The 14,535-nt window shown below is 51.9% G+C and carries 11 protein-coding genes; 7 read left to right on the top strand and 4 right to left on the bottom strand.

Annotated elements, in window-relative coordinates; genetic code table 11:
• The first annotated feature begins 2 nt into the window (after window positions 1-2).
• The 4 genes from miaB to IDM49_RS08185 all read left to right on the top strand — a co-directional run bounded on the left by miaB (window position 3) and on the right by IDM49_RS08185 (window position 3,979).
• Window positions 3-1,520 (top strand): tRNA (N6-isopentenyl adenosine(37)-C2)-methylthiotransferase MiaB, encoded by a 1,518-nt coding sequence (gene miaB / locus IDM49_RS08200; protein ID WP_190724154.1) that lies wholly within the window; start codon window positions 3-5, stop codon window positions 1,518-1,520.
• Entirely contained in the window at window positions 1,520-2,473 is a 954-nt protein-coding gene (miaA, locus tag IDM49_RS08195; protein ID WP_190724153.1) for a tRNA (adenosine(37)-N6)-dimethylallyltransferase MiaA, read from the top strand. The genes miaB and miaA overlap by 1 nt, the downstream gene beginning before the upstream one ends.
• Before the next feature lie 51 nt (window positions 2,474-2,524).
• Window positions 2,525-3,472: a diaminopimelate epimerase gene (gene dapF, locus IDM49_RS08190; RefSeq protein ID WP_190724152.1), complete on the top strand. Its 948-nt coding sequence runs from the start codon at window positions 2,525-2,527 to the stop codon at window positions 3,470-3,472.
• Window positions 3,473-3,589: 117 nt separating this feature from the next.
• Entirely contained in the window at window positions 3,590-3,979 is a 390-nt protein-coding gene (locus IDM49_RS08185; protein WP_190724151.1) for a hypothetical protein, read from the top strand.
• A gap of 294 nt (window positions 3,980-4,273) precedes the next feature.
• Here the strand turns inward: IDM49_RS08185 and IDM49_RS08180 are convergent, their stop codons facing one another.
• The 3 genes from IDM49_RS08180 to IDM49_RS08170 form a co-directional block, all read right to left on the bottom strand.
• A complete protein-coding gene (locus IDM49_RS08180) occupies window positions 4,274-6,040 on the bottom strand; it encodes an oleate hydratase (protein ID WP_190724150.1) in 1,767 nt (588 codons plus the stop codon).
• A gap of 5 nt (window positions 6,041-6,045) precedes the next feature.
• A complete protein-coding gene (locus tag IDM49_RS08175) occupies window positions 6,046-6,681 on the bottom strand; it encodes a TetR/AcrR family transcriptional regulator (protein WP_190724149.1) in 636 nt (211 codons plus the stop codon).
• Between the two features lie 697 nt (window positions 6,682-7,378).
• Window positions 7,379-7,987 carry a class I SAM-dependent methyltransferase gene (locus IDM49_RS08170; RefSeq protein ID WP_168615427.1) on the bottom strand — a complete coding sequence of 203 codons (609 nt, stop codon included), beginning with the start codon at window positions 7,985-7,987 and terminating at the stop codon, window positions 7,379-7,381.
• A 146-nt stretch (window positions 7,988-8,133) separates the two neighbouring features.
• Between IDM49_RS08170 and hflX the strand changes: the two genes are divergently transcribed.
• From hflX to IDM49_RS08155, 3 genes are all read left to right on the top strand, one after another.
• Window positions 8,134-9,732 (top strand): GTPase HflX, encoded by a 1,599-nt coding sequence (gene hflX, locus IDM49_RS08165; RefSeq protein ID WP_190724148.1) that lies wholly within the window; start codon window positions 8,134-8,136, stop codon window positions 9,730-9,732.
• Complete coding sequence (locus IDM49_RS08160; RefSeq protein WP_190724147.1) at window positions 9,732-11,768, top strand: ATP-dependent DNA helicase; 2,037 nt, start codon at window positions 9,732-9,734, stop codon at window positions 11,766-11,768. The genes hflX and IDM49_RS08160 overlap by 1 nt, the downstream gene beginning before the upstream one ends.
• Before the next feature lie 396 nt (window positions 11,769-12,164).
• Complete coding sequence (locus tag IDM49_RS08155) at window positions 12,165-13,625, top strand: amino acid permease (protein WP_190724146.1); 1,461 nt, start codon at window positions 12,165-12,167, stop codon at window positions 13,623-13,625.
• Between the two features lie 137 nt (window positions 13,626-13,762).
• Here the strand turns inward: IDM49_RS08155 and lexA are convergent, their stop codons facing one another.
• Complete coding sequence (gene lexA, locus IDM49_RS08150) at window positions 13,763-14,482, bottom strand: transcriptional repressor LexA (RefSeq protein ID WP_190724145.1); 720 nt, start codon at window positions 14,480-14,482, stop codon at window positions 13,763-13,765.
• Window positions 14,483-14,535: the final 53 nt, after the last annotated feature.

Raw genomic sequence — 14,535 nt, 5'->3', positions numbered from 1 at the left:
GAATGGTGACTTTGAATGTAGCTGAAACCAAAACATCCTCAACCGAAAATGCACGCACGTACGAGGTGCGTACTTTTGGGTGTCAGATGAACGTGCACGACTCCGAACGTATGTCGGGTCTTCTGGAATCAAACGGTTATGTGCCGGTTAAAGAGGGCGAGCGCCCCGATCTCGTCGTGTTTAACACCTGTGCTGTGCGCGAGAACGCAGATAACAAGCTGTACGGTAACCTCGGTATGCTTGCGCCGATTAAGCGCGAGAACGAAGGTATGCAGATTGCTGTGGGCGGTTGTCTTGCGCAGAAAGATCAAGACACTATCTTGAAAAAGGCGCCCTGGGTTGATGTTGTTTTCGGTACGCACAACATTGGTTCTTTGCCGACGCTACTAGAGCGCGCCCGCCACAACGATGAGGCGCAGGCTGAGCTTCTTGAGTCGTTGGAGGTTTTCCCGTCGACTCTGCCGACTAAGCGTGATCACGTGTACTCTGGTTGGGTTTCAATTTCGGTGGGTTGCAATAACACCTGCACCTTCTGCATCGTGCCGTCATTGCGCGGTAAGGAGAAAGACCGCCGCCCTGGCGATATTCTTGCTGAGGTTCAGGCGCTGGTAGATGACGGCGCTATCGAGGTGACGTTGCTGGGGCAGAACGTGAACTCTTACGGTGTTGAGTTCGGTGACCGTCAGGCGTTCTCAAAGTTACTTCGTGCCTGCGGTGAGATTGAGGGACTGGAGCGCGTGCGTTTTACCTCACCCCACCCTGCAATGTTCACCGATGATGTGATTGACGCTATGGCTGAGACCCCTAACGTGATGCCCGTGTTGCATATGCCCTTGCAGTCGGGTTCTGACAAGGTTCTCAAAGACATGAAGCGTTCCTACCGTTCCAAGAAGTTCCTTGGAATTTTGGAAAAGGTACGCGAGAAGATGCCGGATGCTGCCATTACCACCGACATTATTGTTGGTTTCCCCGGGGAGACCGAAGAAGACTTCCAAGAAACTATGCGCGTAGTCGAGGAATCTCGTTTCTCATCGGCGTTCACCTTTCAGTACTCCATTCGCCCGGGCACCCCTGCGGCGACTATGGACCATCAGGTTCCAAAGGATGTCGTACAGGAACGCTATGAGCGCCTGACTGCTTTGCAGGATCGCATCGCTGCCGAAGAAAATGCTAAGCAGCTGGGTAAGACCGTTGAGCTGATGGTCGTGGCTGAGTCAGGTCGTAAGGCTGAGCAGACTCACCGTCTTTCAGGCCGCACCCGCGATATGCGTCTGGTTCACTTTAGCGTCCCGGAAGGTGCTGAGCAGCCGCGTCCTGGTGACCTTGTTACTCTGCCCATTACCGAGGCAGGTTCATTCCACCTTCTGTCAGACCCAACTGCGGAGCAGTACTCTGTGCGCCGTTCACGAGCGGGCGATGCGTGGGATCGAGCGCAGGCTGATTCATGTGGCACCGGAACCACTCAGGTTTCAGGCGGTCCCGTGAACTTGGGCTTCCCCACGATTGGTTTGCGTAAGTAATGAACGCTACGGAACGCCAGCTACCCGTCATCGCTATTGTGGGGCCGACGGGTAGCGGCAAATCTGATCTCGCTATAGAGCTTGCGCTCGCGCTGGGTGGCGAGTGCATTAATGCTGACTCGATGCAGTTTTATCGCGGAATGGATATTGGTACCGCGAAGGTTTCTACCGATGAGATGCGCGGGATTCCGCACCATTTGCTGGATATTATGGGTGTGCGTGAAGAAGCTTCTGTGGCTGTATTCCAGCAGCAGGCACGAGACCTTTTTGATGAGATTAGTTCTCGCGGCAAGTATCCCATTCTGGTGGGTGGCTCAGGGCTCTACGTGCGTGCTGCTCTAGATGTCCTTGAATTTCCTGAAACTGACGCGTCCGTTCGTGCCCGTTTAGAGGGCGAGCTCAAAGAGCGAGGACGCGGTGTGCTACTCAGCAGGCTCAAAGAGGTTGATCCGGAGTCGGCTTCGCGTGTGAAGGACGACCGTCGTCTGGTGCGGGCGCTAGAGGTTCATGAGGTTACGGGACGCCCGTTCTCGTCCTTTATGCCGCAGCGGGAGTACGTACGTCCTACTGTGCAGGTTGGTCTGAACGGTGATCGAGCGCAACTGCACGAACGTCTGCATGCCCGTGTGGTGAAAATGGCGGAACGCGGTTTGTTAAAAGAGGTTGAAGAGTTAGAGCCTGTAGGTCTTCGTGAAGGGAAGACAGCCTCTAAGGCTCTGGGATACGCGCAGTTTCTGAAGGTTCTTGATAGCGAGCGCGGTCTTCTGCCCGAAAGCGAAAATTACACTGTAGAGCAGGCTATCGATGACACCACGGTGGCAACCCGTCAGTTTGCGCGCCGGCAAATCACCTGGTTCAACGCCGACCCGCGCGTGAACTGGCTGGACTGGAATGACCCAGAAAAGCTTGAAAAAGCAATTGATTTGACTAAAAGCTTTACACCCGTCGAGTAACCACCTGTAGGGTTGTAGTGAATATCTTTTTGGTCTTGTACGAGGAGCATCATGAGCAATACACCATCACCCTGGGGCGAATTATCAGGCGTTGAGCTGACCAAGGGTCAGGGTACCGGTAATGATTTTATTTTCGTCAAAGATCCCACCGGCACGTTGGAGCTAGACCAGGATCTGGTTGCTCGCGCTTGCGATCGTCATTTTGGTTTCGGTGCTGATGGTTTTATCCGCGCTATTAAGACCGAAAACCTTATCGAGGGTAAGCATCTTTTAGAAGAGCACCCCGATGCTACCTGGTTCATGGACTACCGCAATGCCGATGGTTCTTTGTCCGAAATGTGTGGCAACGGTGTTCGCGCCTTCATTGAATACCTGCGAACTGAAAACCTCATTGACCTTGAAGAGGGCGGACGCGTGGTGATTGGTACCCGCGCCGGTATTAAGGCTGTTGCGATGGTTGAAAATGGTTACGCTGTTGACATGGGGCCGTGGAGCTTTATTGACGGTGATTCAGCACGCGATAACGGTCACGATGCCATGGTCAACGCTCGCGGTCTTAAAACTACGCGTCCTGCCGTGTCGATTTCGATGGGTAACCCGCATACTGTTGTTGCTCTTGGCACCGAGGGCAAGCTGGATGGCTTGGGTCTTGAAACTGCACCTAAGGTGACCCCTGTGCCTCCCAACGGAACCAATGTTGAATTCGTGGTTCCTGAGGAGATTGAAGAGACTGAGGCTGAGACTGGCGAAGTGAATGTGGGTGCTATTCGCATGCGTGTTCATGAACGCGGTGTAGGGGAGACTCTTTCGTGCGGTACCGGTGCGTGCGCCGCTGCGGCCGCGACTCGTTTCTGGGGCGGTGAAGAAGCTCCCGATGAATGGCTCGTGCATGTACCCGGTGGCACGCTTGCGGTGACCTTCGTGCTTGGCCCGGATAACCTGGAGCACGTAGTATTGGCTGGCCCCGCTGTCATGACAGGAAAAATGACGCTGGCATAAGGCTCCACGACTCGCGTCCTACATGCTCAGCCCGGTTTCACGGAGGAACCGGGCTATTATTATGCCAACTCAACAATGATATGAGTTGCACTACGGTAAGTATGAGGTGAGCAACGCATGAAAACCCGATACATCCCCCGTTTTCCTGTGAAATGCAGACTCAAACTGGTGTATCTTTACTTTCTGCTTGCCTTAGCTCTTGCGGCGGGTATGTGCACCGTCGCTGTCATGACTGATGGTGCCAGTGCTTTGTGGACGCGGTGCTGGGGCTGGTATCTGCTGGTCTTTTTAGCATGGCAGGTACTAGTGCATCCTCATGTGGTACTCAACGAAACCAGAATAGAAATTATTAATCCCTTTCACACGCATATGATTGACTATGAGACTTATTCAAAAGTCCTCCCAGTAGCACAAAACACCAACCCCCGCACCACCGAAAAAACCCGCCCATACAAGCCCAGCGGCCTACGAAACCCAGAATGCAAAATACGCCACGTCTTGATCTAGGCAATCACCGGCTCCACCACCGCCCGGCGTGAATTAATGAACCTGTTCACCGCCTTCACATCCGCAGCTATCCTACGGGCCTTACTACGCCGCGTCGGGGTGACCAACCCCAACCCGATGTAACCCTTATCAGCTAAAGTGCCTTTGCGGCGTCGGAACCTTTATGAACAAGCCTCGGTGCAACACCCAATAGAATCCGCCAATCCCCGTACAACATGTGGCCCTAAGGGTAGCTTTCTACACCTAGGGCCACAGCTATAGAATCCAAACTATTTTTATATCACACCATGAAAACTAAAGAAGCTCAGACTCTTTGAGTAACCGGACAATCTCAGTATGTTTAAACTTCCTATCAAGCCATCCTTTGCTGAAATGCCCACCAGGAAGCTTAGCCTTCTGCCCATCAGCTAAGCTATGCGCAGCTCCCAGAAGCACTCGCACATCAAAAGTGGAGTTATAAACTTCCGGCACACCTCGCTCAATACCCAGCAGGGAATACACCGATTCCATCGCAGTACGCACTGAATACTCAGTAGTAAAAATGCAATCCCTAGTGGCAGACTGGGCGAATTGACCAATAAAAGCAAAGTTCTTTGAACCATCAGGGACAACAGCAGGGCGGTCAGTATGCTTACGTGGCATAAAGAAGGAAGTCACATAAGGCATCATCACGGGGACACACTGAGCTCCAGTGGCTGCTAATTCTGCAATCTCGTCTTCTGGAACTCCCATGTGATAGAGCCATTCCTGAACAATCTCTTCGCCAGTGGATTCTTGTAAGGTCTTCCCTACATAATCGCCAGGAACATCATTGTATAAACCATAGAACCAGACAACTATCTGATCTTTAGGCTGGTTCTTGAAATGAGGTTGACGATTAACTGTCCAAGACAGGAGCCAGCTTGAATCTGTTGCCGTTACAATCCCACCGGTAACAACACGACCACTGTAGGGATTGCGATGGCTAATCTTCTCAATATAGCGAGGAATACGCTCATCTAAAGTAGTAATAGTAGCTGATTCCCATTTTGTCTGGTCTATATTCGAGCAGAAGACCTCCGGACGACCAAAGCTGGGGTCCTTGAGGGCAATCTTCTTCCATAAATCCCACGCTGGTGCTGGCCCCTTATTGAGTTGAGCCGGGGTATGATGATCGCCTTCATCGGAATTATCCACGAGGGAGCCAATGGTGAGAAAAAGAAGATCATCATCGCTCAGATTGATCACACGCTTTTGTTGGTGATCCAATAAATTGAAAGACACAGCACGTTTTGTGCCTTTGTGGGGGTCATTTGCGAAATCAACATCGGTTACTTCGGAATCATAGCTAAACTGCACGCCTTGCTCCGAAAGCCATTTGACCAGGGGAAGAGTCAATGATTCGTATTGGTTATATTTAGTGAACTTAAGGGCAGAGAAATCTGGCAGGCCGTCAATATGATGAATAAAGCGATGTAGATAGAGCTTCATTTCTAAGGCTGAGTGCCAGGTTTCAAAGGCGAACATGGTTCGCCAATACATCCAGAAGTTACTGCTGAAGAACTCTGAGGAAAATACTTCGTCAATACGTTTGTCTTGTAGAGAGTCAGTGTCAGCTAGAAAAATCTTCATGAGCTCTTTTTGGGCTTTGTTGCTCAGCGTGAATTTGCCGTTGGTTGGCCAGGATTTACCTTGCTCATAGGTGGCTCGGCAGAGTGAGTAATTGGGGTCATCTTTATTGAGCCAGTAAAACTCGTCAAGTACACTTGCTCCTTCTATCTCTAGAGAGGGGATTGAGCGGAATAAATCCCAGAGGGTTTCAAAGTGATTTTCCATTTCTCGGCCACCGCGAATAACAAAGCCTTTTTCTGGTCTCTCGATGCCATCAAGTGCGCCTCCGAGTAACCTTGATTTTTCGTAGATTGTAATGCGAGAGCCATCCATGCGCCCGTCTCGGATGAGAAAGCCAGCCGTCGCTAGTCCCGCTAATCCTCCCCCGACGATATGGGCAGTTTTCTTTTCTACTCCTTCTGGCTTACGCGGCTGGGCAAAAGCCTCATAGTTCCCTGCAGTGAGTTGCATGTTTATCATCTACTTTCACACTCGCCCTCGGATAGGGCGTTGATTTTTGTGGCGCCAGCAATAATTTGTTCAATCTGGCGGATTAATTCTCGCTGACATTCATCGGGATTGTTGGTTCGGCCGATACGTGTCAAAGCAAGCTGAAAAGTGGCGAAGATGGATCGAGCTGCACTGTCGGCATTTTCTTGGCTGAGGGTTTGGTCTTGTTCTTGTGCGAAGGTTAATAAGGTGGAAGAAATCGTGTTTTCGAAGGTGTCGATCATCTTCAGTCCTTCGTCTCGGTATTTTCCGTCAGCGCCGAATAGAAGTTCTCGTTGATATACGAGAGTGTTTTCTAGCTCTTGGGTTGAGAGTTCAAAGGCAGGTTGAACCATGGCTAATACGGCTTTTAGGGCTGTGTCCTGTCCAAGTGCGTCTGTATATCCGCATTGAAAGATGTGCTCAAATTTTTTGTTGAAAACCATCAGCAGTAGTTCACTTTTGGTAGCGGCGTAGCGGAACAATGTGCCTGATGCGATGTTGACTTGTTTGGAGATGCTTTGGGTCGTCACGGCATGGAAGCCGTGTTCGGCAAAGAGTGCGGAGGCTACTTTCAATATTGATTCGAGGGTGGCTACGCGATTGATTTCTCTTAACCCCATGGTTGACCTTTACCTAAATAATGAGTTTACTCATTTATGAGTATACTCATTATTTTGTAGATGGCTAGGGATTCTGAGTTTTTCCCTGAAGGTAATTGATTTCAATATCTCGACTTCTAGAGAAGAAACCAGCCTGCCCCACCCTGCCGGGATACCCCAATATTGTGGATAACCAACAGGGAAGAGCAGAATACATTTTCCAGGAGAAATTTCACAATAACGCTGATATTACAGCCGCTGTCACTCAGGATCTCCCCGACGTTCAGGGAGCACCTGGTCAGTATGTGGTGGTGGCTCGATCGGGCTCTATGCGTCAAGCTGGGGGCTCTGGTCTGGAACTGTGGGTACCTTTTTGGTTACTCCGGAAGGTAATTGGGGTGAAACTGATCCTTCAATGATTCACCGTGACAGGTAGTGAGCTATGTTTGGGCGTTTTGGTGTATGGCTGAAGTTAGTCCCCATACATGTTATTTGCATTTGATAAGTTCTACGAACTGGTTCTCGGCGTCCGGTGAGTTCTTATTCGCAGGTGTCTTCGGTGGTGCGGGCGTTGATTTTCTTTGCGGCGTCGGACCCCTTATGAATAAACCTCCGCCACCATTCGCACCCGATGGAACGCGGTAGCTACTTTAATTGCTCTAATTCTTTTCGGGTTAACCGTTATGTCATGGCTAATGTAGCGCTAACGTTGCGAACTTTAGCTCATTCTTTCCACCAGCAATATGCGGAAACCTTTAGAAGTCGCATAGCGATTGACTGAGTAGTCAGACCCCAGTTCGTTCACCAACCATTTCTGCAATGAGTCAGACCCCAGATTTTTCTGCACCACCAAATAGGCTTTACCGCCAACCGTCAGACGCGGTAGCCAGGTGCGCATAATGTTATGAAGAGCGTCCTTACCCACGCGAATAGGCGGGTTCGACCAGATAAGATCGAACTCAACATCGGTTGGAACATCCTCGGGTAAAGATACCTGCACATTGGTAGCTCCTAAACGCTCTGCATTCATGCGGGTGAGTTCCATTGAACGCTGATTGACGTCAACGGCATAAACCTGCGAATCAGGCGATTCTAAAGCCGCTGTGAGGGTAATTGGACCCCACCCGCATCCGATATCAAGGATGCGCGAACCGGTAGCCGGCGGAACCTCAGCGAGCAGAACAGCGGTGCCCTTATCAATACCGGCAGGTGAAAAGATGCCGGGTGCCGTCACCACGGTACGATCCTGCCCCGCCAACCGAACTTTCACCTGCTGAGGAGTGAACTCAGAAACGGGATTCGATGAAAAATAATGCTGCTCTGCCATAAAACCCATTTTACGTGCTCACACCTTAGTTCCTAAACGCGCAAGCTGTACGCCGTGGGGGAAAAGCCAACACCGAGCATAGTCAGGACGCTCATTCCCTCGATAGAATAGGGGAGCATTATTTTTGTCGAAAGGACTTTTCCGTAGTGACTGACACTCCCAACACCGATAAACTGCCCAGCGACGAGCAGTTGCGAGCAACTGTAGAGCGAGTGTTGGGCAGAGCAGAAACACCGAAATCCTCTAAAGTCCTAGACGAACGCGCTCGCGAACTCTCTGACCTTCGCGAAGAACACTCATCCTATGACGGTGAACAGCGGGATCTTGAAGAACGTCGCGCACTTCGCCGTGTTGCAGGTCTTTCAACGGAGCTTGAAGACGTTACCGAAGTTGAGTACCGACAGCTTCGCCTTGAGCGCGTTGTCTTAGCCGGGTTGTGGACTGAAGGTACGGTTCAGGACGCTGAAAACTCCCTTCGCGAGCTTGCAGCGCTGGCAGAAACTGCTGGTTCTGAGGTGCTTGATGGCCTTGTTCAGCGTCGCATGAAGCCCGACCCCAGTACCTTTCTCGGTTCAGGCAAAGCGCTGGAACTCAAAGAAATTGTTGAGATGCAGGGCGCCGATACCGTGATTGTTGATTCCGAACTCGCGCCCTCACAGCGTCGTGCACTTGAAGATATTGTCAAGGTAAAGGTCATCGACCGCACCGCTTTGATTCTTGACATCTTTGCGCAGCACGCTAAATCTCGTGAAGGTAAAGCCCAGGTCGAGCTGGCGCAGCTTGAATATATGCTGCCGCGTTTGCGCGGTTGGGGTGAATCCCTGTCCCGTCAGGCCGGTGGACGCGCCGCCGGTGGTGAAGGTATTGGTTCGCGTGGCCCCGGTGAAACAAAGATTGAGTTGGACCGTCGCCGCCTGCGTGCTCGCATGGCAAAACTGCGTCGTGAAATCGCGCAGATGAAGCCCGCCCGCGAGACCAAGCGTCTTAACCGTAAGCGCAATCGCGTGCCGTCGGTGGCTATCGCGGGTTACACCAACGCGGGTAAATCCTCCTTGCTTAACCGCCTCACCGACGCCGGCGTCCTCGTCGAAAACGCCCTGTTCGCAACTCTTGACCCGACCGTCCGAAAGGCACAAACACCTGACGGTGTGGGATACACCCTTTCTGATACCGTCGGTTTTGTGCGCTCGCTACCTACGCAGCTGGTTGAGGCATTCCGCTCCACTCTAGAAGAAGTGGCAGACGCCGATCTTATTGTGCACGTGGTTGACGTTTCACACCCCGACCCTGAGGGGCAGATCAAGGCAGTACGCGAGGTCTTTACTGAGGTCGATGCACGGCACGTTCCCGAGCTCATCGTTCTCAATAAGGCTGACGCTGCTGATCCTTTCGTGGTTGAGCGTTTGCGTCTACGCGAGGAAAACAGCGTTGTTGTTTCAGCTCGTACCGGCGAGGGAGTCGACGAGCTCAAAGAGCTGATTGCGGATATGATTCCGCGTCCTTCCATTGAGGTCCATCTGATGGTTCCTTACGCACACGGTGAGGTAGTCTCACGACTGCACGAATGGGACGCAGAAATTTTGCGTACCGCCTTTATCTCAGATGGCACCTACGTACAGGCACTCGTGCGTGATGAAGTCGCATCAGAGCTATCAGAGTACGTGCTTGATGAAGAACTTTTAGAAGTTCTAGAACCTGAAATTCAAGAAGCACTGGATGCCGGTGCAACCGAAACGGTGCGCTAATGAGCGGTGGGCAGGAATCCCAGCGCCAGCCCTTGACCGGTCAAGAGCTTGAGACTTTGCCGGGGGCTGCAGACGTCCTTGACCTTCTCGACGCGGTGGTGGACGCCAGCGGCGGGCAGAAACGCGACGGCCAGCGAACCATGGCCGCTCACGTTGCGCAGTCTCTCGAACTAGACCGTCACTTGCTGGTTCAAGCGGGCACAGGTACCGGTAAGTCTTTGGCCTACCTTGTTCCAGCCCTGCACTATGCTCAACACAGTGATAAACCAATCATTGTGGCGACCGCTACCTTGGCCTTGCAGTCTCAGATTGTTAACCGCGATATTCCGCGTCTGCTCGAGTCAGTGGGAGATCGCCCTGAGCGCGAGACAGAGGTAGCGATTCTTAAAGGGCGCAACAATTACGTCTGCTTGCACAAGCTTGAGGGCGGTTACCCCGATGATGAGCAAGAAACTCTCTTCGATGTTGATCCCGGTGGAGCTACCGGCAGATTAGGCGAAGAGGTTCTGCGTTTGCGCGCCTGGGCTGAAACTACCGATACCGGTGACCGCGATGAGCTCATTCCAGGTGTCAGCGATAAAGCGTGGCGACAGGTTTCAGTTAACGCCTCTGAGTGTTTGGGACGTAAATGCCCGTTGGTAGAGTCATGTTTTGCAGAGCTTGCAAAGACTCGTGCCAATGAATCTGACATCGTGATTACTAACCATGCTCTTTTGGCAATTAACGCCTTTGAAGGCATCGGCGTTCTGCCTGAGCACGAAATTGTGGTCATTGATGAGGCCCATGAACTTGCTGACCGCGTCACCGGAGCTGTTACCGGTGCGCTCTCACCGGCGATGGTTCATTCCGCAGCCCGCAGCATGAAGAAGAATACGAAAGCAGATTCTTCTCCGCTTGAGTCAGCTGCACGAAACTTGGATAACGCGTTAGACGGAATTCCTGCCGCCTTGTTGCCGAAGGGACTGCCCGAACGTGTTGGGCATGCCATGAGCCAGGTTTTGGACGCTACACGCACGGCGCTGTCCGATACCAAGAGCGACGCTAAAGACTCCGATGCCGGCCGCCAGATGGCTCGCGCTAAGCTCACCGAGGTGATGGAGCTTGCCGAGCGCATGCTCAATGCCGATGAAAAGTACGAGGTTGTCTGGATCTCGCGTGTAGGTTCTTGGGAGCCAGGACGCGGATATGTGGCTGCTTCCGATACGGATCCTGCAACCTTACACGTCGCACCGCTGTCAGTAGCAGGCCGCCTGCGCGAAGGACTCTTCGAAGACCGCACCGTGGTGCTTACATCGGCTACCTTGACGGTGGGGGAGTCTTTCGATTCCGTCGCGGGGGCACTGGGGCTTCAAGGAACGGGCGCACCTCGCTGGGAGGCCGTGGACGTAGGTTCGCCTTTCGACTACCCCAAGCAGGGCGTCCTTTATCTTGCGTCTGACCTGCCCAAACCCGGACGCGGCGTGTCTGAAGAGCAACTTGAGCGCGTGCTAGAGCTGATTGAGGCTTCTCGTGGTGGTGCGCTTGGACTGTTTTCCTCGAAACGTGGGGCAGAGCTTGCTGCAGAATACGTACGTGAACGCACCAATCTCAATATTCTCGTGCAGGGAGAATCATCGTTGCGTGCGCTGGTCAAAGAATTTGGCGCAGACACGGATTCTTGCCTGTTTGGCACAATGAGCCTATGGCAAGGTGTCGATGTGCCTGGTGACTCATGCCGACTGGTCATTATGGACCGCATTCCTTTCCCTCGTCCTGATGATCCTCTGTCTGCCGCTCGTACACGCGCGGTGGCTGAGTCCGGCGGCAACGGATTCATGGCTGTTTCTGCCTACCACGCTGCGATTCGTATGGCGCAGGGAGCAGGACGTCTAGTGCGATCCGTCAACGACCGCGGTGTAGTTGCTGTTCTAGATTCGCGCATCGCCACTCAGCGGTACGGAAGCTACCTCGTGAAAGCTCTACCGCCTTTTTGGACGACCCAAAATAAGGACGTTACGGTCGGTGCTTTGGAGAGACTCGCTGCCAGCATTGACTAGGCTCTTTGCCGATCCTTGAAAACGTCTTGGTGTCGCGGGGCTGGTTTCTGAAAACCAGCCCCGCGATTTTTATTTCTCAACTGTAGAAACTTGAACATACATCGTCATCTTGTTTTTACGAGCATCAGCGTTGCATAGCAAACTCTGTCATTTCCTTCGCTGGATGCGGGTAATCATCGATAACCCCGCACAAAGGAAGGAAGAACCCCCGTTATTTTGTGCGGTTTCCATCCTTTCAGTTTTAAAAGGAAGTACCATTGGTATTAGTGTGCTTGAGAGCATAGTAAATCTATAATTTTCACTGGCGGATTTTATTCATAAAATCCAAACGTTCAGTAGCCTCAAGGTATTGAGCTTTCAACACCGTGAAATACACATCAATACAGGTGAATAGCAATGGCATCTAGCGCTCAAACTAAAGATATTTCTGAGCAAAAACTGGATCGCGGCCTGTCAAACCGTCATTTGCAAATGATTGCAATTGGCGGCGCGATTGGTACCGGTCTGTTCTTCGGCTCGGGTAAGCTCATCAGCCTTGTCGGCCCCTCGGTAATCTTTGTGTACATGATTATCGGGTTCGTGCTTTTCTTCGTGATGCGAGCACTCGGTGAGCTCCTGCTGTCCAACCTCAACTACAAAACCTTTGGCGATATCGCCAAAGACCTTATCGGTCCCTGGGCCGGCTTTTTCGTCTCATGGAACTACTGGTTCTCCTGGGTTGTTGCGTGTATCGCTGATATCGTAGCTATCACCGCCTACGCCCAGTATTTCAACCCCGATATTCCTGTCTGGTTACCGGCTTTGCTCACGGCTTCAGCGCTCTTAATTTTGAACCTTCAGCCGGTTAAATTCTTTGGCGAAACAGAGTTCTGGTTCGCAATTATCAAGGTCGTAGCGATTCTGGCGCTTATCGTTGTTGGTCTTTACCTGATCTTCAGCGGTCACCATAATCCCAACGGAACGACAGCTCAGGTATCTAACCTTTGGAACTACGGTGGATTTTTCCCCACCGGTCTGAGCGGCTTTATTCTGGGCTTCCAGATGGGTATTTTTGCCTTTATCGGTATTGAGCTGGTAGGTACCACAGCTGCTGAAACCGAAAACCCGCACCGAAACCTACCTAAGGCTATTAACTCCATCATCATGCGTATCTTGGTGTTCTACGTGGGTGCACTGAGCATCATTATGATGGTTACTCCCTGGGTAGACATCGATCCAGAACAGAGCCCCTTCACCTCCATGTTCGGCATGGTCGGATTCACCGGCGCAGCGTTTGTGGTCAACCTTGTGGTTCTGCTCTCTGCCGCGTCCAGCGCCAACTCCGGTGTTTATTCGGCTAGCCGTATGGCGTACTCGCTGGGACTTGACCGGCATGCGCCTAAACTTTTTGCACGCAAAAACAAGCGTCATGTGCCGTCTAATGCTGTTTTCTTCACCGCGGTTTTCGCATTCTTGTCGATCCCGTTGCTGCTAGCCGGTGATACCCTGGTTTCGGCATTCACCGTGATCTCATCTTTGTGCTCCACCTGCATCCTCTTTACTTGGGGTAGCATCGTGGTCAGCTACATCAACTACCATCGCAAGTTCCCTGAACGTCATGCGGCCTCGCAGTTCCGCATGCCACTTCCTAAAATCACTCCGTGGTTTATTCTTGCGTTCTTTGCCTTTATCGTTTTTGCACTGGCACTGGGCGAAGATACCCGTATCGCTTTGATTCTTATCCCGCTTTGGTTTGTTGTCCTCACCATTCTGTGGAAGATTACCAAAGCTAAATTGGAACGTGAGCACCTGCCTGTTACCGGCATGATCCCGATTCAGACCCCTGAAGAAATCGCTCGTAACTTCGAGAATAGATAACCCTGGTGCGGGGCATAGCGTTCATGCAGAATAGTGAAGGTTTGCCCGCCATTAAAATCAGGTAACACATAAAAGAGGCCGCCCCACCATATTCACGATGGTGGGGCGGCCTCTTTTGATGTGCAGATGCTTTTGCTCTAAAGGCTTCTGAGAACCGAAACTACCTTGCCCATGATAAGAGCGTGATCGCCGATAATGGGCTCATACTGGGTGTTTTGGGGCAGTAGCCAGGTATGACCATCGCGTTGGCGGAAAGTTTTGACAGTCGCTTCATCATCAAGAAGAGCCGCCACAATATCCCCGTTGTTAGCGGTGTGCTGCGAACGTACAACCACCCAGTCACCATCCATAATTGCTGCATCAACCATGGAATCACCTTTAACACGCAACATGAACAGCTCGCCGTTTCCAACAAGCTGTCGAGGTAGTGCCATGACATCCTCGATGTTTTGTTCCGCTGTAATGGGAGCACCCGCTGCGATGCGGCCCATCAAAGGAACCTGTGCAAGATCGTGAGAGGGCGGTTCGAAAGAGGGAATCTGCGGTAAAGCCACAAGGTCTGCGGTGGTCTCTTCAGCAGAATGCTCCGCATCGCCAAAATTGAGGACTTCAATAGCGCGGGGACGTTTTGAATCGCGACGGATATATCCCATCTGCTCCAAACGCGAGAGCTGATGAGTGACAGAAGAAAGCGATGCTAGACCAACGAGATCTCCGATTTCGCGCATTGACGGCGGATAACCGCGTTCATCAATGGCGGTGGAAATGGCGGTCAAAATTTTCTGTTGGCGAGCGGTGAGGGGCTTAGCACCGCGAGGACGCTTACCCTGCGGAGTATCTGGCGTGCTGTAACTCACTGGTTGCTCGTTTCTGTAGTCCTTATTTTGTCAGTCCCCAGTGTTTGACTAGT

Source organism: Rothia terrae, from assembly GCF_014705925.2.
GTDB lineage: Bacteria > Actinomycetota > Actinomycetes > Actinomycetales > Micrococcaceae > Rothia > Rothia terrae.
Note: the sequence above shows the minus strand (reverse complement) of the source record. Positions and strands in the feature narration are given on the sequence as shown.

What these genes read in the sequence shown, in the direction of transcription:
- IDM49_RS08170 (WP_168615427.1), bottom strand. Translation starts at nt 7,987, where the DNA reads ATGGCAGAGCAGCATTATTTTTCATCGAATCCCGTTTCTGAGTTCACT.
- IDM49_RS08160 (WP_190724147.1), top strand. Translation starts at nt 9,732, where the DNA reads ATGAGCGGTGGGCAGGAATCCCAGCGCCAGCCCTTGACCGGTCAAGAG.
- miaB (WP_190724154.1), top strand. Translation starts at nt 3, where the DNA reads ATGGTGACTTTGAATGTAGCTGAAACCAAAACATCCTCAACCGAAAAT.
- dapF (WP_190724152.1), top strand. Translation starts at nt 2,525, where the DNA reads ATGAGCAATACACCATCACCCTGGGGCGAATTATCAGGCGTTGAGCTG.
- miaA (WP_190724153.1), top strand. Translation starts at nt 1,520, where the DNA reads ATGAACGCTACGGAACGCCAGCTACCCGTCATCGCTATTGTGGGGCCG.
- IDM49_RS08185 (WP_190724151.1), top strand. Translation starts at nt 3,590, where the DNA reads ATGAAAACCCGATACATCCCCCGTTTTCCTGTGAAATGCAGACTCAAA.
- IDM49_RS08155 (WP_190724146.1), top strand. Translation starts at nt 12,165, where the DNA reads ATGGCATCTAGCGCTCAAACTAAAGATATTTCTGAGCAAAAACTGGAT.
- IDM49_RS08175 (WP_190724149.1), bottom strand. Translation starts at nt 6,681, where the DNA reads ATGGGGTTAAGAGAAATCAATCGCGTAGCCACCCTCGAATCAATATTG.
- IDM49_RS08180 (WP_190724150.1), bottom strand. Translation starts at nt 6,040, where the DNA reads ATGCAACTCACTGCAGGGAACTATGAGGCTTTTGCCCAGCCGCGTAAG.